Raw genomic sequence first — 22,825 nt, 5'->3', positions numbered from 1 at the left:
GACGGACGGACCGGCGTCGAAGGAGGGCATGAGGTGGCGACGCGCGGAGCGCAAGGGCTGGTCAGGACCGCTGTCGTGGTGCGGGCAGGGGCCGCCCCGCTGTGGTGGCTGGGTGTCGTCGCGGCGGGCGTCGGGCTCGTGCCGGACGGGCTCACCGGGCGGCGGATCGGGCTGCTCGCCGGGGCCGCGCTGTTCCTCGTGGTCGCGGCGGCGGTGGCGTACGCCCGCAGGCAAAGGTATGCACGGCTGGCGCGCGGCGCGGCCCGCGCCGGGAAGTTCGACGTCCTGCAGGACCGGCAGGTCACCGTACGGAACTGGCGGCGCGGCCACCGCTGGTGGCTGGTGCTCGCCTTCCTCGCGGCCGTCGCCGGCGCGTTCGCGGTGCCCGCGGCGGGCGGCATGGCGCTGGCCGGGGCCGGCGCCGGGCTGTGGCTGAAGGCGGCCTGGCTGGGCCGGCGCGAGCGGGAGAGCGACGCGCTGGTGTGGCTGCGCGTCGACTGGCTCGGGCCCCGCGCGGGCGCGCCCGCGGGAAAGCGGGTCAAGGCGTACCGGTCCACGGGGACGGCGGCGGGCGACGCCGCGCCCGGCGGGGCACGGCGCCGCTGACACCCGGCGTCGCTCACACGTCGAGGTCGGCCTCGATCTTCTTGAGCTGGTGGCGGGCCATCGCCAGGTTGGCGCGCGAGGAGTCCAGTACGAGGTACAGGAACAGCCCGTTGCCGCTGCGGCCCTTCAGGAGGCGGATCAGGTGGTACTGCGTGCCGAGCGTGATGAGGATGTCCTCGATCTCGTCCTTCAGACCGAGGTGTTCCATGGTGCGCAGCTTGGCGCGGACGACGTCGGTGTTGCCCGCGGCGGCGACCTCCAGGTCGAAGCTCTTGGAGCCGCCGATCGTGCCGAGGGCCATGCCGCTGTTGTAGTCGACGAGGGCGGCGGCGCTCGCGCCCTCGATGGAGGTGACGGCGTCCTTCAACGCGGTCTCGGTGTTGGCCATGGTGCTGGGTCCTTTCCTACGCTGCCTCAACGGGCGGTTCGGGGTTGCAGTCCGGGCTCGGGGAGTCCGGGCTCGGCGGTCTTCGGGGTGCGGACGGGAAGCTTGCTGTCGGCGGGCGCCGGGGGCAGGGCTGGTGCCGTACGCGCCCGGGACCGGCCCCGGGCCCGCACGGGCGGTTCGACGGGCAGGGCCGCGTCGACGAGTTCACCGATCCGCGTCCCGGAGCGGCGGCCCTCCAGGTGCAGCCGCCCCACGTTGATCCGGTCCTCCGCGAGCAGGGTCAGGACGGCGGCGCCCCCGGCCGCGTACGTGGCGACGTAGCCGTCCGTGCCCCGCACCAGGAGTTCGCGGAAGCCGCCCTGCCCGGTGGCGTCCGAGAGGCGCTGGGCGACGCCGAGCGCGGCGGCGGTCAGCGCGGCCACGCCCTCGGGCTCGATCCCGGGCGTGTCCTGGGCGAGCACGAGTCCGTCGACGCTGGCCGCGAGGGCGCCGGTGACCTGGGGGACCCGGATGCGCAGCCGTTGCAGTTCGCCGAGGACTTCGGCCTCGTCGGCCATCGGCGGTCTCCTTCCGGAAGTGACGGGGGGTTCGGGGCCGCTGCGCACGATGCGGCGCAGGCGCTTCACAGCGCCTCCAGGGCGGCGCGCAGCCTGCGCAGCAGCGCCACGTCGGGGTCCTCGACGTCGGCGTGCGCCATCCACGCGGGCACGGGGAACGCGGTGTCGCCCTGGGCGGCGGCGGTGGTGACGAGCCCGGCCGCGGCCAGGCGGCGCAGGTCGACCAGGGTGTGGAAGGCGGGCCTGCCCAGGGCGAGCGCGATCTGCGAGGCGGTGCGCACCCCGTCGACCAGGTCCAGGACACGGCGCCTGCGCGCGGGCACGGGCGGCTCCTGGCCCCCCGTCCTGGACAGGGGCGCGGTGTCGGTGTCCGGCTCGGGCCAGATCCGCTGGAGGAGTTCGCGGCGGCGCCGGGTCTCCCGCTCGACGGCGGCGACCGGCACCGGGCGCACCGCCCCGAACCAGTGCGCGACCCCGTACCGGAACCGGGTGGGGCCGCTGCTCGGCGCGAGCGTGAAGTAGGCGGCGTCGAAGATCGCGGCGAGGTGGCAGAGTTCGAGGGCGCCGTCCGAGAGGCGGCCCTGCTCGACGAGGTAGCGGCCGACGCGCTGCCGGGTGCCCGCCCGGTCGACCGCCTCCCACCAGGAGTCGGCCCGGATCGCGCCGTTCGCCGTGAGCAGGACGTCCATGCCGGGTGTCGCGGGCGACTCGGCGTGCACCACGTGCCCGTCGGCGAGGTACAGCGTGCCGTGCTCGCGTATGAGTGCTCCGGTGGCCCGCTCGTCGGCGAGCCGGCCGAGCATCGGGGATATCTTGCCGCCCGCGGCGGCCGTCGCCGCGTTCATCCCAGGACCAGCCGGTCGGCCAGGTCGGCGAGGCGCAGCCGGGACAGCGCGAGGTTGCCCTCGTCCCGGTCGAGCCACAGGTGCAGGAAGACGCTGCTGTCGAAGCTGGTCCGGACGAACCGCAGCAGGTGGTAGCCGTCGCGGTTGGTGACGATGACGTCCTCGACGGGCGGCGCCTTGTCGCTCGCCGACCCCGGTGACCAGTCGCTGCCGCCGGCCGGGGCGAACGCCCCGTGCTCGGCGGCGAGCCGCGCGAGTTCGGCGGCCTCCGCGGCGGTCGCCTCATGGTCGCCGCCCGGCGAGTCCCCGATGGTGCCGAGGGCGAGTCCGCTGGTCCAGTCGACGACGGAGGCGCCGCGCGCCCCCGGCAGCCGCATGACCTGAAGCAGGCACTCGTCGATTCCGGGCACGCCTGAAACTCCCCACCAAGTAGCCGTGTTCGTGCGAAGCTGTCGCTTGCGTGACGACGAAACTACGCACGGTGCGGCGGCCTGGTGAGCGTTCTGGCATTTTCCGGTGGAACATTCAGAAGAGGGCTAAAATCCGCCAACCAAATAATTTCTTCGAAGAGTTCACAGCAACCCCGATCGTCACAGGTCGACCAGAGCGCCCCTGTGGTCCCCGCCCGACTCCGCCACGATCTCCTCGACGGTCTGCGGCGCCCGTACGGTCGCGAACCGCACGCCGCCGTCGGGGCCGTCGTCCGCGCCGAACCCGTAGACCCCGGGCCGGACGAGCGAGTTGTACGAGTAGTGCTGCGCGAAGTAGTACGCGCCGGTGTCGAGCGCGGCGGCGTAGTCACCGGCTTCGAGCAGCGGCAGCGCGTGGTTCTCGGCGAGCAGGTCACCGGCGAAGCAGGCGGGACCGGCGACGTCCTGGGCGACGGCCGGGCCGGTCTTGCGGCGCCCCTGTGCGTCGTAGGCGGCGATCCGCAGCGGCCAGGACGCGGGTGCGTACACGGTCCGCGTCGCGACCTGAACGCCCGCGTGCGTGACGGCGATCGGCCGGCCGCCGCTCTTCTTCGCGTACTCGACCAGCGCGAGGATCGTGCCGTGCTTGGCCAGCAGTGAGCGGCCGAACTCGGTGACGAGTCCGTAGCGCCCGTCGAAGAGCCCGGGGACGGTGGCGGCGAGCAGCTTCGCGTAGGTGGCGTAGTCCGGGGTCTCCTCGTCGGAGGCGAAGTTGACGGGCAGCCCGCCGCCGATGTCGAGGGTGTCGATCTGCTGCCGCCCGGCGGCTTCGTTGATCTCCTCGGCGAGCTCGTACGCGGCCCGCACGCCCTGCGCCATCAGTTCGAGCGGCACGCCTTGTGACCCGGAGTGCGTGTGGAGCCGGGTCAGCCACGGCCGGTCGAGGTAGGCGCGCACGACCCAGGCGCGGGCGCCCTCGTCCCGCAGCGCGACACCGAACTTGGAGGTGGCGGTCGCGGTGGACAGGGCGCCGATGGAACCGGCGCCGATCTGCGGGTTCACGCGCAGGCCGAGGGGTGAGGCGGTGGGCGCGGAGGCGACCAGGGCGTCGATGCGGGCCAGCTCCTGCGGGTTGTCGGCGTTGACCGCGATGCCGAGCGCGAGCGCCTCGCGCAGTTCGGCGCCGGTCTTGGCGGGGGAGTCCAGGACGGTCCGCGTCGGCGGCACCCCGGCGGCGCGGGCGAGGGCCAGCTCGCCCGGGCTCGCCACCTCGGCCCCGATGCCCGCCTCGTGCAGCAGCCGCAGTACGGGCACGAGCGGGGTCGCCTTCACGGCGAAGGCGTGCAGGACCTCGGTGCCGGGGGCGGTGACCGCGTCGAAGGCGGCGCGCAGGGAGGCGGCGGAGGAGCGGACGCCGGTGACGTCGAGGAGCCCGGCGACGGGGGCGTCCGGGCCGACGAGTCCTTGCGTGACGGCGGCGTGGACGGCCTGGTCGCGGCGGGCGGAGAGGTCGTTGAGCGGGTCCGTGGATACGTCCTTCGATGCCATGTGGTCCAGACAACCACCCGGGGCGCGGGCCTGGGAACGTATTGACTAGCTCTATTCAGAAGACCAGGATGTGAATAACCGGATCATCAACGGAGTATCCCAGGAGGCCGCCGATGCCGTCGACGTCAGGACCACGCCCCGTACGCGCTCCGCGCGGCCCCGAGCTGAACACGCTCGGCTGGCAGCAGGAAGGCGCCCTGCGGATGCTCATGAACAACCTCGACGCCGAGGTCGCCGAGCACCCCGACAAGCTGGTCGTCTACGGGGGCACGGGCAAGGCGGCCCGGTCCTGGGAGGCGTTCGACGCGATCGTGCGCACGCTCAAGACGCTGAAGTCCGACGAGACGCTGCTCGTCCAGTCCGGCAAGCCGGTCGGCGTGCTCCGCACCAGCGAGTGGGCGCCGCGCGTGCTCCTCGCCAACTCCAACCTCGTCGGCGACTGGGCCAACTGGGAGGAGTTCCGCAAGCTGGAGGCCGAGGGCCTGACCATGTACGGCCAGATGACGGCCGGTTCGTGGATCTACATCGGCTCGCAGGGCATCGTGCAGGGCACGTACGAGACCTTCGGTGCGGTCGCGCGGAAGAAGTTCGGCGGCACGCTGGCCGGCACGATCACCCTCACCGCCGGAGTCGGCGGCATGGGCGGCGCCCAGCCCCTCGCGGTCACCATGAACGAGGGCGTCGCGATCTGCGTCGACGTCGACGAGACCCGCATCGACCGCCGCATCGGCACCCGCTACCTGGACGTCAAGGCCGACCACCTCGACCACGCCCTGGAGCTGGCGGTCCAGGCGCGCGACGAGCGCCGCGCCCTGTCCATCGGCGTCGTCGGCAACGCCGCCGAGGTCTTCCCCGAACTGCTGCGCCGCGAGGCCCCGATCGACATTGTCACGGACCAGACCTCCGCCCACGACCCGCTCGCCTACCTCCCCCTCGGCATCTCCGTCGAGGACTGGGACAAGGAGCGCGAGGCGGACCCGGCGGGCTTCACCGACAAGGCGCGCCACTCCATGCGCCTGCACGTCGAGGCGATGATCGGCTTCCTCGACCGCGGCGCCGAGGTCTTCGACTACGGCAACTCCATCCGCGACGAGGCCCGCAAGGCGGGCTGCGAGCGCGCCTTCGACTTCCCCGGCTTCGTCCCGGCGCACATCCGCCCGCTGTTCGAGGAGGGGCTCGGCCCGTTCCGCTGGGCGGCGCTCTCCGGCGACCCGGCGGACATCGCCAGGACGGACGCCGCGATCAAGGAACTCTTCCCCGACAACAAGCACCTGCACCGCTGGCTCGACATGGCCGGTGAACGCATCTCCTTCGAGGGCCTCCCGGCCCGCATCTGCTGGCTCGGCTACGGCGAACGCCACCTGGCGGGCCTGAAGTTCAACGAGATGGTCGCGTCCGGCGAACTCTCGGCCCCGGTCGCCATCGGCCGCGACCACCTCGACTCGGGGTCCGTCGCCTCCCCGTACCGCGAGACCGAGGCCATGAAGGACGGCTCCGACGCGATCGCCGACTGGCCGCTCCTCAACGCCCTGGTCAACACGGCGTCCGGCGCGTCCTGGGTCTCCCTCCACCACGGCGGCGGCGTCGGCATGGGCCGCTCCATCCACGCGGGCCAGGTGTGCGTCGCGGACGGCACGGAGCTGGCCGCCCAGAAGATCGAGCGCGTGCTGACCAACGACCCGGCGATGGGCGTCATCCGCCACGTGGACGCGGGGTACGAACACGCGGCCGAGGTCGCGGCGGAACGGGGCGTTCGCGTGCCGATGCGGGAGGGCGAGTGAGCAGCCCCGCACCTCAAGCCGTGTCCTCAGCTCCAGGCTTCCTGGAGATGTGGCGCAACCTGCACCCCATAGGCCGCCACCCGGAGACCAACGGCTACCGCCGCCACGCCTGGACGGAGGCCGACGCCGACTGCCGGGCCTGGTTCAAGGCCCAGGCCGAATCCCGCGGCCTGACCTACGAACTGGACCGCAACGGCAACCAGTGGGCCTGGCTGGGGGACCCGGAGACCGGCGGAGCCATCGTCACCGGCTCCCACCTGGACTCCGTCCCCGACGGCGGCGCCTTCGACGGCCCGCTGGGCGTGGTCTCCGCCTTCGCGGCCCTGGACGAACTGCGCGGCAGGGGCGCGGAGTTCACCAGGCCCCTGGCCATCACCAACTTCGGCGACGAGGAGGGCGCCCGCTTCGGCCTGGCCTGCGTGGGCTCGCGCCTCACGGGCGGCCACCTCACCCGGGAGCAGGCGTTCGCCCTGACGGACGCGGACGGCGTCACGCTCCCGCGGGCGATGGAGCGCGCGGGCTACGACCCGGAGGCGATCGGACCGGACCCGGACCGCCTGTCCCGCGTCGACGCGTTCATCGAGCTGCACGTGGAGCAGGGCCGCGCCCTCGACCTGTCCGGCGACGCGGTCGGCATCGCCAGCGCCATCTGGCCGCACGGCCGCTGGCGCTTCGACTTCCGCGGCGAGGCCAACCACGCGGGCACGACCCGCCTGGCCGACCGCAGGGACCCGATGCTCCCGTACGCGGAGACGGTCCTCGCGGCGCGCAGGGAAGCGCGGCTGGCGGGCGCGGTGGCGACCTTCGGCAAGATCGCGGTCGAGCCGAACGGCGTCAACGCCATCCCGTCCCTGGTCCGGGGCTGGCTCGACTCGCGCGCGGCCGACCAGGACGCCCTGGACCGCACGGTCACGGCGATCGAGAAGGCGGCCCGCGAGTACGCCGACGCGCACGGCGTCGACGTGGAGCTGACACGGGAGTCCTTCACCCCGGTCGTCGACTTCGACCACGCGCTCCGCGACGAACTGGCCCGCATCCTCGGCACGAAGACGCCGTCCGCCGACCTCAGGGTCCCCGTCCTGGGGACAGGCGCGGGACACGACGCGGGAATCCTCGCCTCGTCGGTCCCCACCGCCATGCTGTTCGTACGCAACCCGACGGGTGTCTCGCACTCCCCGGCCGAGTCCGCGTCCGAGGACGACTGCGTGGCGGGCGTCCGCGCACTCGCCGACGTACTGGAAGGACTGGCCTGCAAGTGACGACGTACTGGCTGGAGCAAGCCTGGCTCGACCCGAACGTCGAGCCGGGCGTGGCGGTGGAGGTGTCGGACGCGGCGGACGGCGTCGGCCGGATCACATCCGTCCGCAAGGAGGTCACGACACCCCCGCCCGGCGCGGTGATCCTGCGCGGACTGACCCTCCCCGGCCTCGCCAACGCCCACTCCCACGCCTTCCACCGGGCGCTGCGCTCGACGGTGCAGGTCGGCTCGGGCACGTTCTGGACCTGGCGCGAGACCATGTACGGGGTGGCGGAACGGCTGACCCCGGACACGTACCACGCGCTCGCGCGGGCGGTGTACGCGGAGATGGCGCTGGCCGGCATCACGGCGGTCGGCGAGTTCCACTACCTGCACCACGGCCCCGGCGGCACCCCGTACGCCGACCCCAACGCGATGGGCGAGGCGCTGATCGCGGCGGCGGACGAGGCGGGCATCCGCATCACGCTCCTCGACACGGCGTACGTCTCGTCCGGCTTCGGCAAGGCCCCGGACCACCACCAGCGGCGCTTCTCCGACGGCACGACGGAGGGCTGGGCCGAACGGGCGTCGCTGCTCAAGGACCGCCCGCACGCGCGGATCGGCGCGGCGGTGCACTCGGTGCGCGCGGTCCCCGCGGACCAGCTCGCGACGGTGGCGGAGTGGGCGAGGACGCGGCGGTCCCCGCTCCACGTCCACCTCTCCGAGCAGACCGCGGAGAACGACGCGTGCCTGGCGACCCACGGCCGCACCCCGGCCCAGCTCCTCGCCGACCACGGCGTCCTCGGCCGGACCACAACGGGCGTCCACAACACCCACCTCACCGACACCGACATCGCGCTCATCGGCGGCACGGGCACCGGCACCTGCATGTGCCCGACGACGGAACGCGACCTGGCCGACGGCATCGGCCCGGCGGTGGCCCTCCAGAAGGCGGGCTCCCCGCTCTCGCTCGGCTCGGACAGCCACGCCGTCATCGACCCGTTCGAGGAGGCGCGCGCGATGGAGCTGAACGAGCGCCTGCGCTCCCGCACCCGCGGCCACTGGACGGCGGCGGCCCTGCTCCGCGCGTCCACCGTCGACGGCCACGCGGCCCTCGGCTGGCCCGACGCGGGAACCCTGGAGGCCGGGGCGGTGGCGGACCTGGTGACGGTGGAGCTCACCTCGGTCCGCACGGCAGGCGCGGCCCCGCGCCTGGGCGCGGAGACGGCGGTGTTCGCGGCGAGCGCGGCGGACGTGACGGACGTGATCGCGGGCGGGCGCAGGGTCGTGGCGGACGGGCGGCACGCACGGATCGGTGACGTGGCGTCGGCCCTGACGGAAGCGATCGCGGCGCTGCACGCGTAGGGCTGTCCCTCTTCACCAGTACGACCCAACCCAGCCCACCCGGCCCCGTGACCTCAGGAAGAAGGAGCCAGCACCATGACGCCCCCGACCACAGCGATCACCAACATCGGCACCCTGGTCACCAACGACCCGGGCCTGGGCGAAGGCCCCCTCGGCCAGATCAAGAACGCCGCCCTGGTCATCGAGAACGGCGAGATCGCCTGGGCGGGCCCCGACAAGAACGTCCCGGCGACGGACGCACACCACGACGCCCAGGGCCGCGCCGTGATCCCGGGCTTCGTCGACAGCCACTCCCACCTCCTCTTCGCGGGCGACCGCACGGAGGAGTTCAACGCCCGTATGGAAGGCCGGGCGTACTCGGCCGGAGGCATCCGTACGACGGTGGCGGCGACCAGGGCGGCGACGGACGCGCAACTGGAAGCGAACCTGACCCGCTACCTGACGGAGGCCCTCCGCCAGGGCACGACCACGTTCGAGACGAAGTCGGGCTACGGCCTGACGACGGAGGACGAGTCGCGGGCCCTGCGCATCGCGGCGTCCCACACGGACGAGGTCACGTACCTGGGCGCGCACATCGTGCCCCCCGACCACGCGGACGACCCGGCGGCGTACGTGGAGCTGGTGACGGGCGAGATGCTCGACGCGTGCGCGCCCCACGCCCGCTGGATCGACGTGTTCTGTGAGAAGGGCGCGTTCGACGGCGACCAGGCGAGGGCGATCCTGACGGCGGGCATGGCGAAGGGCCTGACCCCCCGCATCCACGCGAACCAGCTCTCGTACGGCCCCGGGGTCCAGCTTGCGGTGGAGCTGGACGCGGCGAGCGCGGACCACTGCACGCACCTCACCGACGACGACGTGGACGCCCTGTCCCAGAGCGACACGGTGGCGACCCTGCTCCCCGGCGCCGAGTTCTCCACGCGCGCGCAGTGGCCGGACGCCCGCCGCCTCCTGGACGCGGGCGTGACGGTGGCCCTCTCCACGGACTGCAACCCGGGCTCGTCCTTCACCTCGTCCGTCCCGTTCTGCATCGCCCTGGCGGTACGGGACATGGGCATGACCCCGGACGAGGCGCTCTGGTCGGCGACGGCGGGCGGCGCGAAGGCGCTCCGCAGGACGGACGTGGGCCGTCTGTCCCCGGGCGCCCGGGCGAACCTGGCGTTCCTGGACGCGCCGAGCCACGTACACCTGGCGTACCGGCCGGGCGTGCCGCTGGTGAGCGAGGTGTGGCGGGCAGGGGCACGGGTGCGGGCCTGACCGCGCCCCGGACGAGCGACGGGCCCGCCTGCCGTCGGCGTCGACGCCGACAACGGGCGGGCCCGGCGAAGCCGTTGGCGCTACTCCTCGACCGTCAGCCCCTTGCGGAGCTTGACCAGGGTGCGGGAGAGCAGGCGGGAGACGTGCATCTGCGAGATGCCCAGCTCGTCGCCGATCTCGGACTGCGTCATGTTGGCGACGAAGCGCAGGGAGAGGATCTTGCGGTCGCGCGCCGGGAGCTCGGCGATGAGGGGCTTGAGGGACTCGATGTACTCGATGCCCTCCAGGCCGTTGTCCTCGTAGCCGATGCGGTCCGCGAGCGCGCCCTCGGAGTCGTCGTCCTCGGGCTGGGCGTCGAGGGAGCTGGCGGTGTAGGCGTTGGACGCCGCCATGCCCTCCACGACCTCTTCGTTCGACAGGCCCAGGCGCTCGGCGAGCTCGGCCACCGTGGGGGCTCGGTCGAGCTGCTGGGCGAGCTCGTCGCCCGCCTTGGCGAGGTCGAGACGGAGTTCCTGGAGGCGTCGGGGCACCCGTACGGACCAGGAGGTGTCGCGGAAGAAGCGCTTGATCTCACCGACGATGGTTGGCATCGCGAACGTGGGGAACTCGACCCCACGGCTCAGCTCGAAACGGTCGATGGCTTTGATCAGGCCGATGGTCCCGACCTGGATGATGTCCTCCATCGGCTCACTGCGGGAGCGGAACCGGGAGGCCGCGAACTTCACCAGGGCGAGGTTCAGCTCGACCAGGGTGGTGCGGACATAAGAGAATTCGTGGGTGCCCTCTTCGAGGGACTCAAGGCGCTCGAAGAGCGTCTTGGAGAGGGCGCGGGCGTCGACCGCTCCCACCTCGGCGAACGGCGGGATCTCCGGGAGCCCGTCGAGTCCTTCCGACACGTCGGACCCGAGGTCGGAGTGGCGTTCCGGTACGGGTGTCGACGTCGCCATGTCGGTATGCGATGCGTCGAGCCGGGGTGACATGATGTCCTCCATCGTTCTCGGCATATGGCTGCCGATGCCAATACGTGCACTGTCGGGAGTGCGGCGCCTCCAAAGCCGGCGGGTTCGTTTTCTGTCCTTACTAGGCCTACCCGCTTTCGTCGCCGGGCCGCAAGTGCGCTATGCCCCTAAATGTCCGTTTCTTAGGGGTTGTTGGGTACCAGGTGCCGAAGAGAAGGCGTAGTGTTCGAGGGCGTCAACCGGCACGTCGAAGGCAGCGAGAGAGAGACGTCATGGACCGCGGGACAGTCGGCAGTGCTCATCGGGGCCGGCTTCTGGTCGAGGTACGGGAAGAGGGCTCCAGCGCCGTCGTGACCCCGGTGGGTGAACTGGATCACCACACCGCGGACCTTCTGCGCGAACCCCTCGAAGAATGCCTGGTGAGCGGCTTCTCCCGGCTGGTGGTGGACTGCGCGCGCCTGGAGTTCTGCGACTCGACGGGGCTGAACGTGCTGCTCGGGGCCCGCCTCAAGGCCGAGGCCGCGGGCGGCGGGATCCATCTGGCCGGGATGCAGCCGGTGGTCGCCCGGGTCTTCGAGATCACCGGCGCCGACGCCGTCTTTACGGTGCACGAGACCCTGTCCGCGGCGCTCGCCGCCGAGTGAGCGGATGCGCTCGTGCCCCGGAGCGGTAGAAGTTACGCTCCAGTTGTCCGCGTGTGACCGAGGCGTTATCGGTGTCACAGGGTCCGCACCGGATCGACGGGTGTTCTCGTCGTCCGGCCGGGCAGGAGACACCCGACCACCCCTGCAACCACGAGCCCTGAGTCCTGAAGAAGAAGCTGAAATGGTGAATCGGTGAGGTGAAGTGCTGATGAGCACCACCCGGCCTTACTCGCCGGGCGACCACGGCCCCGAGTCCGGCGATGTTCCGGCTGCCGGGGGCCGGCAGGTCCGCACGCTGAGCCTCGCAGGGGCGAGCGGCATCGTGCCGCTGGCTCGTGACTTCTCCCGGGAGGCGCTGCACGCCTGGGGCTGGCTGCCCGCCCCGACCGCGGAGAGCCGTGCCGCCGCCGAGGATGTGCTGCTCGTCGTCTCCGAGCTGGTCACCAACGCCTGCCTGCACGCCGAGGGCCCGGACTCGCTGACGGTCTCCCTCGACAACAAGGTCCTGCGCATCGAGGTCACCGACCACGGCGCGGGCCAGCCCGAGCCGCGCACCCCGCACCGCGCGGGGCGCCCCGGCGGCCACGGCATGTTCATCGTCCAGCGCCTCTGCCTCGACTGGGGGGTCGTGCGCACGCCCGGGGTCGTCGGCAAAACCGTTTGGGCGGAGCTGGGTACGCCCGCCTGAACCCCGCTTCTCACCGAGAGCGCGCCGGATCGTTTCGATCCGGCGCGCTCTTCGTGTTCCCGTGCTGTGTGTCTTCCCTCGGCAAGGGGCCGGGCGTACCTTGAGCCACCCGTATCTGATGAACCGTCAGCAACCGGTGGGCGAAAGGACTACGAGGTGTCGTACCGGACGTACCAGAAACGAACCGCCGCGTTCGCGCTCAGCGCGGCCCTGGCCGGCTCGGCGGTGCTGATGGCCGCCCCCGGGGCCCGGGCCACCGTGCAGGACGTCAACTACCAGTGCAAGACGCCCATCGGGAACAAGTCGGCGGTCTCCCCGATCGACATGCGGAGCGTCAAGAGCGGCAGCGGCTACAAGATCACGATGACCTTCCGGAAGGGCGTCTCCTCCAGCCCGGTCGAGCTGGGCAAGGGCGCGATGAACCCCAGCGTGGTGATCGAGCTCGGCGGGGCGGACAGCGGCTCCCTGCCGGTCTCGGGCCCGCCCAACGCGGCGGCGATCCCCGCCAACACCCCGATCAGGATCAGCGACCTCTCGGGCACCTACACGCCGAAGAAGAGCGGCAAGGTGACCTTCACGGCGGGCGTCCTGACCATCAAGGCCCTGGGCACGACGACGACATGCACCCCCGCCAACGCCCCCAAGCCGTCCCTGGAACTGACGGTAAAGGCAGCGACCGCCCCCGGCGCAGCGGCCCCGGCCCCCTCCGACGCCACCCAGCTCCCTCAGACGGGCCCCGAGGACTCGGCCCTCGCCCTCGGCACCCTGGGCGCCACGATCCTCCTCACGGGAGCGGCAGGAACCCTATGGCTGACAAGAACCCGCCGAGAGTAAGACCCGGCCTGGGGACGCAGGGCGGGGCCGCACAGCAGTCGCAGGGGAGACCTATCTGGCCAGGGGCGCGGGGAACTGCGCGAGCAACCACGACGAACCCGCACCCGCCGACGACGACCCACCACCTACGGCGCGCAGGCGAGGCCGCAGGCCAGTCGCGGGGCAGACCAGCCCCGCCAGGGGCGCGGGGAACTGCGCGAGCAACCACAACGAACCCGCACCCGCCGACGACGAAGCACCACCTACGGCGCGCAGCCACCCGCACCGCCGTCACCCTACTGGTGGCCCTCCCCACACCCCTGGCCCACGCGGACGCGGACCCCCCGAACTGGACCCTCACCCCGTACCCGAGCACCCGCCCGTACATCTACGCAGAGGGCACCCCCGGCACCGCCCTGGAGGACAAGGTGGCCGTCACCAACCCAACCCCCCGCCCCCTCCAGGTCACCCTGCGCGGCACAGGCCCCCACATCGCCCTCGCAGAGAACCCCGTACGCGTACCGCCCCGCACCCGCGCCGACATCCCCTTCACGATCACCGTCCCGCAGAACGCACCCCCGGGCGACACCCCGGGCACGATCGCCGCGCACGCGAACGGCCGGACCTCCCGCGTCGACGTCCACCTGAACATCACCGGCCCCACCCTCACCGCGCTCACCGTCGAACACGTACAGGTCGTCGACGGCGACCGCATCACCTACGACGTGGTGAACCGCGGCAACACCCCCCTCACCCCCCGCCTCACCCTCACCGCCGACGGCCTCCTCGGCACCGTCCTCGACGCACCCCCGCGCACCCTGCCGCGGGAGCTGCCCCCCGGCAGCCGAACCCATGTCACCGAACCCTGGCGGAACGCCCCCGCGTTCGACGCCGTGGACGTGAAGGTGACGGCCACGGCGCCCGGCGGCGCCCGGGACTCGGCCACGACGACGGCCCGGTTCGTGCCCTGGGGCCGGCTCAGCGGCGCCCTGGCCCTGCTCGCGGCGGCGGGCTGCGCCGCCTACGGCCTCGTACGCCGCCGAGGTCGGTACGGGCCCGGGAAGAGCACCGGCACAGGTGAACCGAGGAGCGCGCCATGACCCGCCGCGGCACATCGGCCACCGCATCCACGCCCCGGCTGCTGGCCGCCCTGGTCCTCCTGACCGCGCTCCTGGCGGGCACGGCGGCCCCCGGGGCCATGGCCGCCGACCCGCCCACCGTCACCCTGTCCAGGACCGAGGCGGGCGCGGGCGGATCGATCACCGTGAGGGGCACCGGCTGGGGTCCGAGGACGCTGCTGATGATGCTGGTCTGCGGGCAGGCGAGCCCGGCGCGCGGGGTCATCGGCGGCACCAACTCCTGCGCGAACGGCGACGGACGCGCCGTCACCACCGACCGGCGCGGCACGTTCAGCAGGCGGCTCCCGGTGGTCGAGCCGCCCAGGCCCTGCCCGTGCGTCGTACACGTGGCGACGGTCAAGGGCGGCCCGAAGGCGCAGGTCGACGCCGTGCTGAAGGTCGCGGGGCATCCGGTGAGGGCGCTGCCCGCCGAGCCCGGCGCCGGGCAACTGTCGATGGTCACCGACACCCGTCTGGAGGGATCGAGCGGCCTCCTCACGTGGTTCGGCGCCCCGCCCGCCCGGAAGTTCGTCTTCACCGTGGGCAACGTCGGCCCGTCCCCGGTCAGGAACCCGGTCTTCCAGGTCGGCACGGCCCACGGCGTGTTCGCACCGCAGTACGAGGAGCAGCAGTGGCGCGGCACCGTCGCGCCGGGCCGCAAGGCGCGGATCAGTCTGCCCGTGGAGCTGCCGGGCGGGGCCCACGGCGACTATCTGGTGTCGCTGAAGTACGGCGGGAAGGTGCTGGCCGAGCAACCGTGGGGTGTCGGCCGGCCGTGGGGCGTCGTCCTGTTCTGGGTGCTGCTGTGTGTCGTCGTCCCGGCGGCCGTCTTCCGGATCGGCATGGCGGTCGTGGACCGGCTTCGCCCGCGCGACGTGCGGGCGGCGGGGCGACACCGGGACGTCCAGCACCTCACCGACCTGACGAAGAGGCCCGCCGACACCGCGAAGGAACCCCCGAGGCCACGCGCGCCGCGCGACGGCGCCGCCGCCTCCCCCACGACGACCCTGCCCTGGTTCGCGCCGGACACCGGTCCGGGCGGTTCCGCGGCCGGGCAGCTCTCCGCACCGCCCGACAACAGCAGGACGACGAAGGGAAACACGTGACCAGGCAACGGAGAGCCGGTGCGGCCGGCTGCGCCCTGATCCTGTCCGGTGCGGGGCTCTGGCTGGCCGCGGCTCCGGCGCACGCGGCCGAGTCCTCGTTCAGGACGGAGTGCGTGCCGCCGCCCATATCGGGGCTGCCGCCGGTCCAGGGCATGACGGTCGCCGATCTGACCGCCCCGGCGACCGCCCGGGTCGGCGACGAGATCGACGTCGTCTGGAAGACCACCCAGGCCGCCTCGAAGAACCCGGACGTCCTCGACCTCGGCGCCGACACGGTGCGGCCCACGGGCACGGTGAAGGTGGGCGGCGCGCAGAGCGGCGACCTCACAGTGCAGGGCGCGCGGAAGAACCCGGCGATCCCGAAGAACAGCCCGATGGTCCTGTCCGACATGACAGGCAAGCTGCGACTGACGGCGGCCGGGGAGGTGACGCTGACCCCGGACGCGTACACCATCAACGTCGACAAGCCGGTCTCGACCGACACGAAGTGCACCCCGAAGGAGACGGTCGATCCCGCCGTGACCATCAAGGTGACGGACGGGGCGGGGACGAGCACGACGGGCGGCTCCACCGGCTCCACGACGAGGACGGGCGGGACGACGAGCACGGGCGGCACGAGCAGCACGGGCGGTACGAGCAGCACGGGCGGCTCCACCACCACGGGCGGCGACAGCACAGGCGGCTCCACCAGCGGCGGCGGGGGCGGCCGGACCGACTTCACCGGCAAGGAGGTCTCCGTCCCCTACGCCTGCAAGACCCCCATCGGCGACAAGAACGCCACGTCCCCCGTGCGGATCGACGCGAGGAAGGACGGCGGGAGCTACGCCCTGACGGTCAGGTTCGGGGCGTCCGTGATGGACAGCCCCGCCGACATCCCGGCCGGCTCGGTCGAGCCGTCGATGGCGGTGCGGCTGGGCGGCGCGGACAAGGGCACGGTGAACGTGGAGGGCCCGGCCAACAAGGCACCCATCAAGTCCGGCGACCCGATGACGATCCCGGACCTGACGGGCACGTACAAGCCGGGCGCGGACGGCACATCGACCCTGTCGCCGGGCGTCCTCACCGTACGGGCGCTCGGCACGACGACCACCTGCACGCCGACGAGCACGGAGGTCTCCCTGGAGCTCGACACGAAGGCGGTGGAGGGCGGCGCGAGCGGCGGCTCGACGTCCTCCGGCGGCGCGAGCGGCTTGGTGGGGGGCACGGGCACAGCGGGCGGTACGGGCACGGCGGCCGGCACGGGGACCACCGGTGACGGCGGTGGCGGCCTCGCCGCGACCGGCGCCTCGAACGACGGCGCCCTGCGCGCGCTCGGCCTGGTCGCCGGAACGGTGATCCTGCTGGGCAGCGCGGTGTTCACGTTCCTGCCGAGGCGGCGGGCGGCCCGGACCCGCTGACGTAAGGGCGTACGGGCATACGGAGGTACGGACGTACGGAAGGGCCGCCGCACCGGAGCATCGGTGCGGCGGCCCTGTCACAGCCGGGTGGCGTCCGTCAGTTGACGGAGCCCATCAGCTCCTTGACCTTCTTGCGCGAGTTCCAGATGCCGAAGCCCGCGATGACCGCGATGATCGCCTCGATGGCGACCGCGCCGGTGTTGTTGAGGTCGACGCCGAGCTGCGGGGAGGTCAGCAGACCCGTCACCGAGTCGCCCGCGGTGACCGCGAGGAACCAGACGCCCATCATCTGGGCGCTGTACTTCTCCGGAGCCATCTTCGTGGTCAGCGACAGGCCGACGGGGGAGAGGCACAGCTCGCCGACGGTCTGGATGAAGTAGATCGCGACCAGCCACATCGGGCTGACCCGGCCGCCGTTGGTGGCGGTGTCGAGCAGCGGGATGAGGAAGACGGCGAAGGAGATGCCGATCAGCGTGAGGCTGGAGGCGAACTTGACGGCCGTGCTCGGCTCCTTGCCGCGCTTGTTCAGCCACAGCCAGGCGGAGGCGACCACGGGGGCCAGCGCCATGATGAAGATCGGGTTCAGCGACTGGTACCAGGAGGTCGGGAAGTCGAACCCGAGCAGGTGGTTCGTCGTCTTGTTCTCGCCGAAGATCGACAGCGTCGAACCGTTCTGGTCGTAGATCATCCAGAAGACGGCGGCGACCACGAAGAACCAGATGTAACCCGAGAGCTTCGACTGCTCGAGCGTGCTCAGCTCCTTGTCGCGCTTCATGCGCGCCAGGACCGTGATCGGGATGACCAGACCGGCGATGATCAGCGGCATCAGCGCCCAGTCGGCGAAGTTCCCGGTGACGCCCATCACGGTGTAGAGCGCGGCGGCGACGACCAGCCAGATCAGACCGTTGCGCAGGGCCGAGCGGCGCTGCTCCGGGGTGGCGGGCTGGGAGACCACGCTGCTCTGCTCGCTGAGGTGGCGCGAGCCGAACAGGAACTGGCCTAGGCCGAGCGCCATGCCGAGGGCGGCGAGGGCGAAGCCGAAGTGCCAGTTCACGTTCTCGCCGACGGTGCCGATGGTCAGCGGGGCGAGGAAGGCGCCGAGGTTGATGCCGATGTAGAAGAGCGTGAAGCCACCGTCACGGCGCGGGTCCTTCGGGCCCTCGTAGAGGTGGCCGACCATCACGGAGATGTTCGCCTTCAGCAGGCCGGAGCCGAGCGCGACGAGCGCGAGGCCGGCGAAGAAGGTGGCCGCGCTCGGCAGGGCGAGCGTGATGTGGCCGAGGATGACGACTCCGGCGCCGATGGCGACCGTCCTGCGCGGGCCCCAGAAGCGGTCCGCGACCCAGCCGCCGGGCATGGCGAGCAGGTAGACCATCGACATGTAGACGGAGTAGATCGCCGTCGCGGTGGTGGCACTCATGTTCATGCCGCCGGGTGCGATCAGGTACAGCGGGAGAAGCGCCTTCATGCCGTAGAAGCTGTAGCGCTCCCACATCTCGGTCATGAAGAGAGTGGCCAGTCCGCGGGGGTGGCCGAAGAAGGTCTTCCCGGTGCCAGAGGTACTGGCCGAGTCCTTCGTCAGGCTGGACGCCATGGTCGATCCTCGAGGGTGTGCGGGACGCGCGGGGCCTGAGCCGGTGCGCGCCCGGTGGGGGGTCGGCCGGCACCGGAGTCCTACCGTCCTCCCCACGCCCGGGGGGATTGCCGCTGCGAGGTCATCGCAGGCGACGAGGTACGGCGGACCCGGGATCCACACCCCGGCACGCTTCGCTGCGTGCGGGGCCCGGCCACAGGTCGTTCCTTTCGATGCTGACCGCGGTCAGCTCACACAGGAAAGGGACCTCTGGTGCGCAGTGCGCTCCTAAGGTCCCCCATTAGTGCATCAGGCGTTCGGTCACCATACGACACGACAGTGCCGCATATGGAAGGACTTGAGAGATGGATCACAGGTCCGGATGGAACCGCTCGCACTGATTCGAAGGTGTTTCCCAGGATCGCATCCCACAGCCGCAGGGGGTGAACCCGGAGTCGAAAGTTCCGTTTCACCCGGCGGGGCGCTCTCGCCGATCACCCCACGGCCGTCCACCGGCGCGGACTACCATCACTCCATGACCCGTGTACTGCTCGCCGAGGACGATGCGTCCATCTCGGAGCCACTGGCTCGCGCCCTGCGCCGGGAGGGTTACGAGGTCGAAGTGCGCGAGGACGGACCGACCGCGGTCGACGCCGGACTCCAGGGCAGCATCGATCTCGTCGTCCTCGACCTGGGACTGCCCGGGATGGACGGCCTGGAGGTCGCCCGGCGGCTGCGCGCCGAGGGGCACACGGTGCCGATCCTGATCCTCACCGCGCGCGCCGACGAGGTGGACACCGTCGTCGGTCTCGACGCGGGCGCCGACGACTACGTCACCAAGCCCTTCCGCCTCGCCGAACTGCTCGCCCGCGTCCGGGCCCTGCTCCGGCGCGGCGCCGCCGAGCCGAAGGAGACCCCGGCCACGCACGGCGTCCGGATCGACGTGGAGTCCCACCGCGCCTGGATGGGCGACGAGGAGCTCCAGCTCACGGCGAAGGAGTTCGACCTCCTGCGGGTGCTCGTGCGCGACGCGGGGCGGGTCGTCACCCGCGACCAGCTGATGCGCGAGGTCTGGGACACCACCTGGTGGTCCTCGACCAAGACGCTGGACATGCACATCTCCTGGCTCAGGAAGAAGCTGGGCGACGACGCGGCGAACCCCAGGTACATCGCGACGGTGCGGGGCGTGGGCTTCCGGTTCGAAAAAAGCTGAGGCGCTCCGCTTGGTGCGGGTGAATTCAAGCCCCTCCGGCGCTTGAGGAGCGGGGTCCGAGGCGGAGCCCCGTGACGGCGACCCGAGCGCCGGGCGCGTATCCGGGACACTGAGACAATGCGCCGCCGACTCATCAACTCGACCCTCGCTGTCGTCCTGGTCGTGATCGCCGTGTTCGGGGTCTCCCTCGTCATCGTGGAGACCCGGACCATCAGCAACAGCGCCCAGGACCGCGTCGAGTCGGAGGCGGTACGCCTCGCCTCCATCGTGGACAGCCGCCTGCTCAGCGACGAACAGGTCAGCCGCGACATCCTCGCCGACCAGATCGCCATGGAGGAGCGGTACGCGGTCGTCGCCATCCCGGGCCGCGCCCCCATCGAGCTGGGCACCGAGCCCGAGGGCGACGTCATCACGTACACCGCCGAGGGCGAGCGCGGCGAGAAGGTGACCGTCGAGGAGCCGCGCTCGGCCGTGACCCGCGAGGTCGGCCGGACCCTGCTGATCATCGCGGGGGTGGCGCTGCTCGCGGTCGTCGCCGCCGTGCTGCTCGCCGTCCGCCAGGCCAACCGGCTCGCCTCCCCGCTCACCGACCTGGCCTCCACCGCGGAACGCCTCGGCTCGGGCGATCCGCGCCCGCGCCACAAGCGCTACGGCGTCCCCGAGCTGGACCGCGTCGCCGACGTCCTCGACGGCTCGGCCGAGCGCATCGCCCGTATGCTCACCGCCGAGCGGCGCCTGGCCGCCGACGCCTCCCACCAGCTGCGCACGCCGCTGACCGCGCTCTCGATGCGGCTCGAAGAGATCACCATGACCGACGACATCGCCGAGGTGAAGGAGGAGGCGACGATCGCGCTCGCGCAGGTCGAGCGGCTCACCGACGTCGTCGAGCGGCTGCTGACGAACTCGCGCGACCCGCGCACCGGCTCCGCCGTCAGCTTCGACCTGGACGAGGTGATCAAGCAGCAGCTGGAGGAGTGGCGCCCGGCCTACCGCAGCGCGGGCCGCGCCATCGTCTCGTCCGGCAAGCGCCACCTCACGGCGGTCGGCACACCGGGCGCGGTCGCCCAGGTCCTCGCCGCGCTGATCGAGAACTCGCTGATGCACGGCGGCGGCACGGTCGCCCTGCGCACCCGCGTCACCGGCAACCAGGCCGTGATCGAGGTCACGGACGAGGGGCCCGGCGTCCCGTCCGAGCTGGGTTCGCGGATCTTCGAGCGGACCATCAGCGGCCGCAACTCCACGGGGATCGGCCTCGCCGTCGCCCGCGACCTCGCCGAGGCCGACGGCGGCCGTCTGGAGATGCTCCAGGCGTCACCGCCCGTCTTCGGCCTGTTCCTGTCGCGCACGCCGCTGAAGAAGACCACGGACCCCGACACGGACCCGGGGACCATCCGCTGAGCCGGCCGGACCCGGCCTACCGCTTCACGTGGTGCACGGGCTTGGCGCGCGGCTCGTCCTCCAGGAACCTTTCCGCGCGCGCCACGGTCTCCCGGACCGGCAGCGCCTTGAAGACCCAGGTCCGGTACGACCAGAACCGGAACAGCGTCGCGAGCCCCATGCCGAGGAACTTGAAGACGTTGCTCTGGAGCTGACTGTCCCAGTGGAAGGCGTACGTCGCCACGTAGAGCACGCCGTTCTCGATGACCAGGCCGACGACGCTGAACAGCAGGAAGAGGGTCATTTCCTTCGCGCGGCCGCTCCTGTCGCGGTCGCGGTACGTGAAGTAGCGGAACCCCACGTAGTTGAAGGCGATGGCGACGATCGTCGCGATCACGCTGGCCCGTACGACCTGGAGGTCGGTGCCGTGCCGCATCGCGTTGAAGACGGCGAAGTTCACGAGCACGCCGAGGGCGCCCACGACGCCGAACTTGGCGATCTCGCGGCCCAGCGCGTCGAAGCGCTGCCGCAGTGCCCCGATACGGCCCGGCCGCACCCCGCTGTCCGCACCGGATGTTCGGCTGGTCGTCGCCTTCATGTGGTCGCCTCAGCCCCCGTTGTCCCCGTCGAAATGGTCACGCGGTCCGTGAGAACCACTCCCGTCATGCTAACCACGCGCTCCCGAAGTCGCCCGGCGGTGAGGTTTGTGGACCTTCCTCCAAGGGGAGGCCCGTACGGATTCCGGCCGAACGGCCGATACGCTGGGGGCGTGACGTTCCCGGTAGTCGGCATGGTCGGCGGGGGCCAGCTCGCTCGTATGACACACGAGGCGGGCATCCCGCTCGGCATCAGGTTCAAGCTCCTCAGTGACACTCCTCAGGATTCCGCGGCGCAGGTCGTCGGCGATGTCGTCGTGGGCGACTATCGCGACCTGGACACGCTGCGCGAGTTCGCGCGCGGCTGTGACGTGATCACCTTCGATCACGAGCACGTGCCGACCGAGCACCTGCGGGCCCTGGAGGCGGACGGCATCCCCGTGCGCCCAGGACCGCACGCGCTGCTCTACGCCCAGGACAAGGGCGAGATGCGTGCGAAGCTCAGCGCGCTCGGCGTGCCCTGCCCGCGCCACCGCATCGTGCGGGACGCGGCGGACGTGGCCGCGTTCGCCGCCGAGGGCGACGGCTTCCCCGTCGTCCTGAAGACCGTGCGCGGCGGCTACGACGGCAAGGGCGTGTGGGTCGTGCGCTCCGAGGCGGAGGCGGGTGAGCCCTTCAAGGCGGGCGTCCCCGTTCTCGCCGAGGAGAAGGTCGGCTTCGTACGGGAGCTGGCGGCCAACGTCGTGCGCTCGCCGCACGGGCAGGCCGTCGCCTACCCCGTCGTCGAGTCGCAGCAGGTCGACGGCGTCTGCGACACCGTGATCGCGCCCGCACCGGATCTCGACGAAACGCTCGCGGGCGAGGCCCAGGAGCTGGCGCTGCGCATCGCCAAGGAACTGGACGTGGTCGGCCACCTGGCGGTCGAACTCTTCGAGACCCCCGACGGCCGCATCCTCGTCAACGAACTCGCGATGCGCCCGCACAACTCCGGCCACTGGACCCAGGACGGCGCGATCACCTCGCAGTTCGCCAACCACGTCCGCGCCGTCCTCGACCTCCCGCTCGGCGACCCCCGCCCGCGCGCCAAGTGGACGGTCATGGCCAACGTCCTCGGCGGCGACTTCCCGGACATGTACAGCGCCTACCTGCACTGCATGGCCCGCGACCCGCAGCTGAAGATCCACATGTACGGCAAGGACGTGAAGCCCGGCCGCAAGGTCGGCCACGTCAACACCTACGGCGACGATCTGGACGAGGTCCTCGACCGCGCCCGGCACGCGGCCGGATACCTGAAGGGCACGATCACCGAGTGAGCGCCGCACGCACCTCCGGCCCCGTCGTCGGCATCGT

The 22,825-nt window shown here is 71.9% G+C and carries 22 protein-coding genes; 14 read left to right on the top strand and 8 right to left on the bottom strand.

Annotated elements, in window-relative coordinates:
• The first annotated feature begins 33 nt into the window (after nt 1–33).
• Nucleotides 34–606, top strand: a complete 573-nt coding sequence (locus ABZ877_RS18255; RefSeq protein WP_361071765.1) for a hypothetical protein — start codon at nt 34–36, stop codon at nt 604–606.
• Between the two features lie 13 nt (nt 607–619).
• Here the strand turns inward: ABZ877_RS18255 and ABZ877_RS18250 are convergent, their stop codons facing one another.
• The 5 genes from ABZ877_RS18250 to ABZ877_RS18230 form a co-directional block, all read right to left on the bottom strand.
• A complete protein-coding gene (locus ABZ877_RS18250; RefSeq protein WP_361071762.1) occupies nt 620–994 on the bottom strand; it encodes a hypothetical protein in 375 nt (124 codons plus the stop codon).
• A gap of 26 nt (nt 995–1,020) precedes the next feature.
• Nucleotides 1,021–1,551 carry a roadblock/LC7 domain-containing protein gene (locus ABZ877_RS18245; protein WP_361071759.1) on the bottom strand — a complete coding sequence of 177 codons (531 nt, stop codon included), beginning with the start codon at nt 1,549–1,551 and terminating at the stop codon, nt 1,021–1,023.
• 65 nt (nt 1,552–1,616) lie between these two features.
• Complete coding sequence (locus tag ABZ877_RS18240) at nt 1,617–2,396, bottom strand: transcriptional regulator (RefSeq protein WP_361071756.1); 780 nt, start codon at nt 2,394–2,396, stop codon at nt 1,617–1,619.
• Nucleotides 2,393–2,806, bottom strand: a complete 414-nt coding sequence (locus ABZ877_RS18235; RefSeq protein ID WP_361071753.1) for a hypothetical protein — start codon at nt 2,804–2,806, stop codon at nt 2,393–2,395. Before ABZ877_RS18235 ends, ABZ877_RS18240 begins: the two co-directional genes overlap by 4 nt.
• A gap of 180 nt (nt 2,807–2,986) precedes the next feature.
• On the bottom strand, nt 2,987–4,354 hold the full coding sequence (locus ABZ877_RS18230; protein ID WP_361071750.1) for a diaminopimelate decarboxylase: 1,368 nt from the start codon (nt 4,352–4,354) through the stop codon (nt 2,987–2,989).
• Between the two features lie 113 nt (nt 4,355–4,467).
• On the opposite strand from ABZ877_RS18230, the gene hutU reads away from it, so the two are divergent.
• The 4 genes from hutU (at nt 4,468) to hutI (ending at nt 9,991) form a co-directional block, all read left to right on the top strand.
• Entirely contained in the window at nt 4,468–6,135 is a 1,668-nt protein-coding gene (gene hutU / locus ABZ877_RS18225; protein WP_361071747.1) for a urocanate hydratase, read from the top strand.
• A 47-nt stretch (nt 6,136–6,182) separates the two neighbouring features.
• Entirely contained in the window at nt 6,183–7,394 is a 1,212-nt protein-coding gene (locus tag ABZ877_RS18220) for an allantoate amidohydrolase (RefSeq protein ID WP_361072098.1), read from the top strand.
• A complete protein-coding gene (locus ABZ877_RS18215) occupies nt 7,385–8,737 on the top strand; it encodes a formimidoylglutamate deiminase (protein ID WP_361072095.1) in 1,353 nt (450 codons plus the stop codon). The genes ABZ877_RS18220 and ABZ877_RS18215 overlap by 10 nt, the downstream gene beginning before the upstream one ends.
• A gap of 75 nt (nt 8,738–8,812) precedes the next feature.
• Nucleotides 8,813–9,991, top strand: coding sequence for an imidazolonepropionase (gene hutI, locus ABZ877_RS18210; RefSeq protein WP_361071744.1), 1,179 nt, complete (start codon nt 8,813–8,815; stop codon nt 9,989–9,991).
• An 80-nt stretch (nt 9,992–10,071) separates the two neighbouring features.
• Here the strand turns inward: hutI and ABZ877_RS18205 are convergent, their stop codons facing one another.
• Nucleotides 10,072–10,971: an RNA polymerase sigma factor SigF gene (locus tag ABZ877_RS18205; protein ID WP_361072092.1), complete on the bottom strand. Its 900-nt coding sequence runs from the start codon at nt 10,969–10,971 to the stop codon at nt 10,072–10,074.
• Nucleotides 10,972–11,222: 251 nt separating this feature from the next.
• Here ABZ877_RS18205 and ABZ877_RS18200 point away from each other — a divergent pair, with 251 nt between their 5' ends.
• The 6 genes from ABZ877_RS18200 to ABZ877_RS18175 all read left to right on the top strand — a co-directional run bounded on the left by ABZ877_RS18200 (nt 11,223) and on the right by ABZ877_RS18175 (nt 16,716).
• On the top strand, nt 11,223–11,594 hold the full coding sequence (locus ABZ877_RS18200; RefSeq protein WP_361071741.1) for an STAS domain-containing protein: 372 nt from the start codon (nt 11,223–11,225) through the stop codon (nt 11,592–11,594).
• Nucleotides 11,595–11,802: 208 nt separating this feature from the next.
• Nucleotides 11,803–12,282: an ATP-binding protein gene (locus ABZ877_RS18195; RefSeq protein WP_361071738.1), complete on the top strand. Its 480-nt coding sequence runs from the start codon at nt 11,803–11,805 to the stop codon at nt 12,280–12,282.
• A gap of 156 nt (nt 12,283–12,438) precedes the next feature.
• The gene (locus ABZ877_RS18190; protein WP_361071735.1) at nt 12,439–13,116 is read left to right on the top strand and encodes an LPXTG cell wall anchor domain-containing protein; all 678 of its coding nucleotides are present in this window, start codon (nt 12,439–12,441) and stop codon (nt 13,114–13,116) included.
• A gap of 281 nt (nt 13,117–13,397) precedes the next feature.
• A complete protein-coding gene (locus ABZ877_RS18185; protein ID WP_361071732.1) occupies nt 13,398–14,195 on the top strand; it encodes a hypothetical protein in 798 nt (265 codons plus the stop codon).
• Nucleotides 14,192–15,319: a hypothetical protein gene (locus ABZ877_RS18180; protein ID WP_361071729.1), complete on the top strand. Its 1,128-nt coding sequence runs from the start codon at nt 14,192–14,194 to the stop codon at nt 15,317–15,319. The genes ABZ877_RS18185 and ABZ877_RS18180 overlap by 4 nt, the downstream gene beginning before the upstream one ends.
• Nucleotides 15,316–16,716: a hypothetical protein gene (locus ABZ877_RS18175; protein ID WP_361071726.1), complete on the top strand. Its 1,401-nt coding sequence runs from the start codon at nt 15,316–15,318 to the stop codon at nt 16,714–16,716. Before ABZ877_RS18180 ends, ABZ877_RS18175 begins: the two co-directional genes overlap by 4 nt.
• A gap of 97 nt (nt 16,717–16,813) precedes the next feature.
• Here ABZ877_RS18175 and ABZ877_RS18170 read toward each other — a convergent pair whose 3' ends face one another.
• A complete protein-coding gene (locus ABZ877_RS18170) occupies nt 16,814–18,310 on the bottom strand; it encodes an oligopeptide:H+ symporter (RefSeq protein ID WP_361071724.1) in 1,497 nt (498 codons plus the stop codon).
• A 514-nt stretch (nt 18,311–18,824) separates the two neighbouring features.
• Between ABZ877_RS18170 and ABZ877_RS18165 the strand changes: the two genes are divergently transcribed.
• Nucleotides 18,825–19,502 carry a response regulator transcription factor gene (locus ABZ877_RS18165; protein WP_356494430.1) on the top strand — a complete coding sequence of 226 codons (678 nt, stop codon included), beginning with the start codon at nt 18,825–18,827 and terminating at the stop codon, nt 19,500–19,502.
• Between the two features lie 117 nt (nt 19,503–19,619).
• Nucleotides 19,620–20,900 (top strand): ATP-binding protein, encoded by a 1,281-nt coding sequence (locus ABZ877_RS18160; RefSeq protein ID WP_361071720.1) that lies wholly within the window; start codon nt 19,620–19,622, stop codon nt 20,898–20,900.
• 16 nt (nt 20,901–20,916) lie between these two features.
• Here the strand turns inward: ABZ877_RS18160 and ABZ877_RS18155 are convergent, their stop codons facing one another.
• On the bottom strand, nt 20,917–21,477 hold the full coding sequence (locus ABZ877_RS18155; RefSeq protein ID WP_361071717.1) for a GtrA family protein: 561 nt from the start codon (nt 21,475–21,477) through the stop codon (nt 20,917–20,919).
• Between the two features lie 108 nt (nt 21,478–21,585).
• Here ABZ877_RS18155 and ABZ877_RS18150 point away from each other — a divergent pair, with 108 nt between their 5' ends.
• Complete coding sequence (locus ABZ877_RS18150; RefSeq protein ID WP_361071714.1) at nt 21,586–22,788, top strand: 5-(carboxyamino)imidazole ribonucleotide synthase; 1,203 nt, start codon at nt 21,586–21,588, stop codon at nt 22,786–22,788.
• Nucleotides 22,789–22,825: the final 37 nt, after the last annotated feature.

Origin of the sequence: Streptomyces sp. NPDC046939 (genome assembly GCF_040644575.1) — a bacterium.
Lineage (GTDB): Bacteria > Actinomycetota > Actinomycetes > Streptomycetales > Streptomycetaceae > Streptomyces.
The sequence above is the reverse complement of the archived record's forward strand: the minus strand, read 5'-3'. Positions and strand labels throughout refer to the sequence as shown.

Bases quoted from the DNA above. Each gene is read 5' to 3' on its own strand.
- ABZ877_RS18250 (WP_361071762.1), bottom strand. From the start codon at position 994: ATGGCCAACACCGAGACCGCGTTGAAGGACGCCGTCACCTCCATCGAG.
- ABZ877_RS18245 (WP_361071759.1), bottom strand. From the start codon at position 1,551: ATGGCCGACGAGGCCGAAGTCCTCGGCGAACTGCAACGGCTGCGCATC.
- ABZ877_RS18240 (WP_361071756.1), bottom strand. From the start codon at position 2,396: ATGAACGCGGCGACGGCCGCCGCGGGCGGCAAGATATCCCCGATGCTC.
- ABZ877_RS18230 (WP_361071750.1), bottom strand. From the start codon at position 4,354: ATGGCATCGAAGGACGTATCCACGGACCCGCTCAACGACCTCTCCGCC.
- hutU (WP_361071747.1), top strand. From the start codon at position 4,468: ATGCCGTCGACGTCAGGACCACGCCCCGTACGCGCTCCGCGCGGCCCC.
- ABZ877_RS18220 (WP_361072098.1), top strand. From the start codon at position 6,183: ATGTGGCGCAACCTGCACCCCATAGGCCGCCACCCGGAGACCAACGGC.
- hutI (WP_361071744.1), top strand. From the start codon at position 8,813: ATGACGCCCCCGACCACAGCGATCACCAACATCGGCACCCTGGTCACC.
- ABZ877_RS18205 (WP_361072092.1), bottom strand. From the start codon at position 10,971: ATGTCACCCCGGCTCGACGCATCGCATACCGACATGGCGACGTCGACA.
- ABZ877_RS18200 (WP_361071741.1), top strand. From the start codon at position 11,223: ATGGACCGCGGGACAGTCGGCAGTGCTCATCGGGGCCGGCTTCTGGTC.
- ABZ877_RS18195 (WP_361071738.1), top strand. From the start codon at position 11,803: ATGAGCACCACCCGGCCTTACTCGCCGGGCGACCACGGCCCCGAGTCC.
- ABZ877_RS18180 (WP_361071729.1), top strand. From the start codon at position 14,192: ATGACCCGCCGCGGCACATCGGCCACCGCATCCACGCCCCGGCTGCTG.
- ABZ877_RS18170 (WP_361071724.1), bottom strand. From the start codon at position 18,310: ATGGCGTCCAGCCTGACGAAGGACTCGGCCAGTACCTCTGGCACCGGG.
- ABZ877_RS18165 (WP_356494430.1), top strand. From the start codon at position 18,825: ATGACCCGTGTACTGCTCGCCGAGGACGATGCGTCCATCTCGGAGCCA.
- ABZ877_RS18160 (WP_361071720.1), top strand. From the start codon at position 19,620: ATGCGCCGCCGACTCATCAACTCGACCCTCGCTGTCGTCCTGGTCGTG.
- ABZ877_RS18155 (WP_361071717.1), bottom strand. From the start codon at position 21,477: ATGAAGGCGACGACCAGCCGAACATCCGGTGCGGACAGCGGGGTGCGG.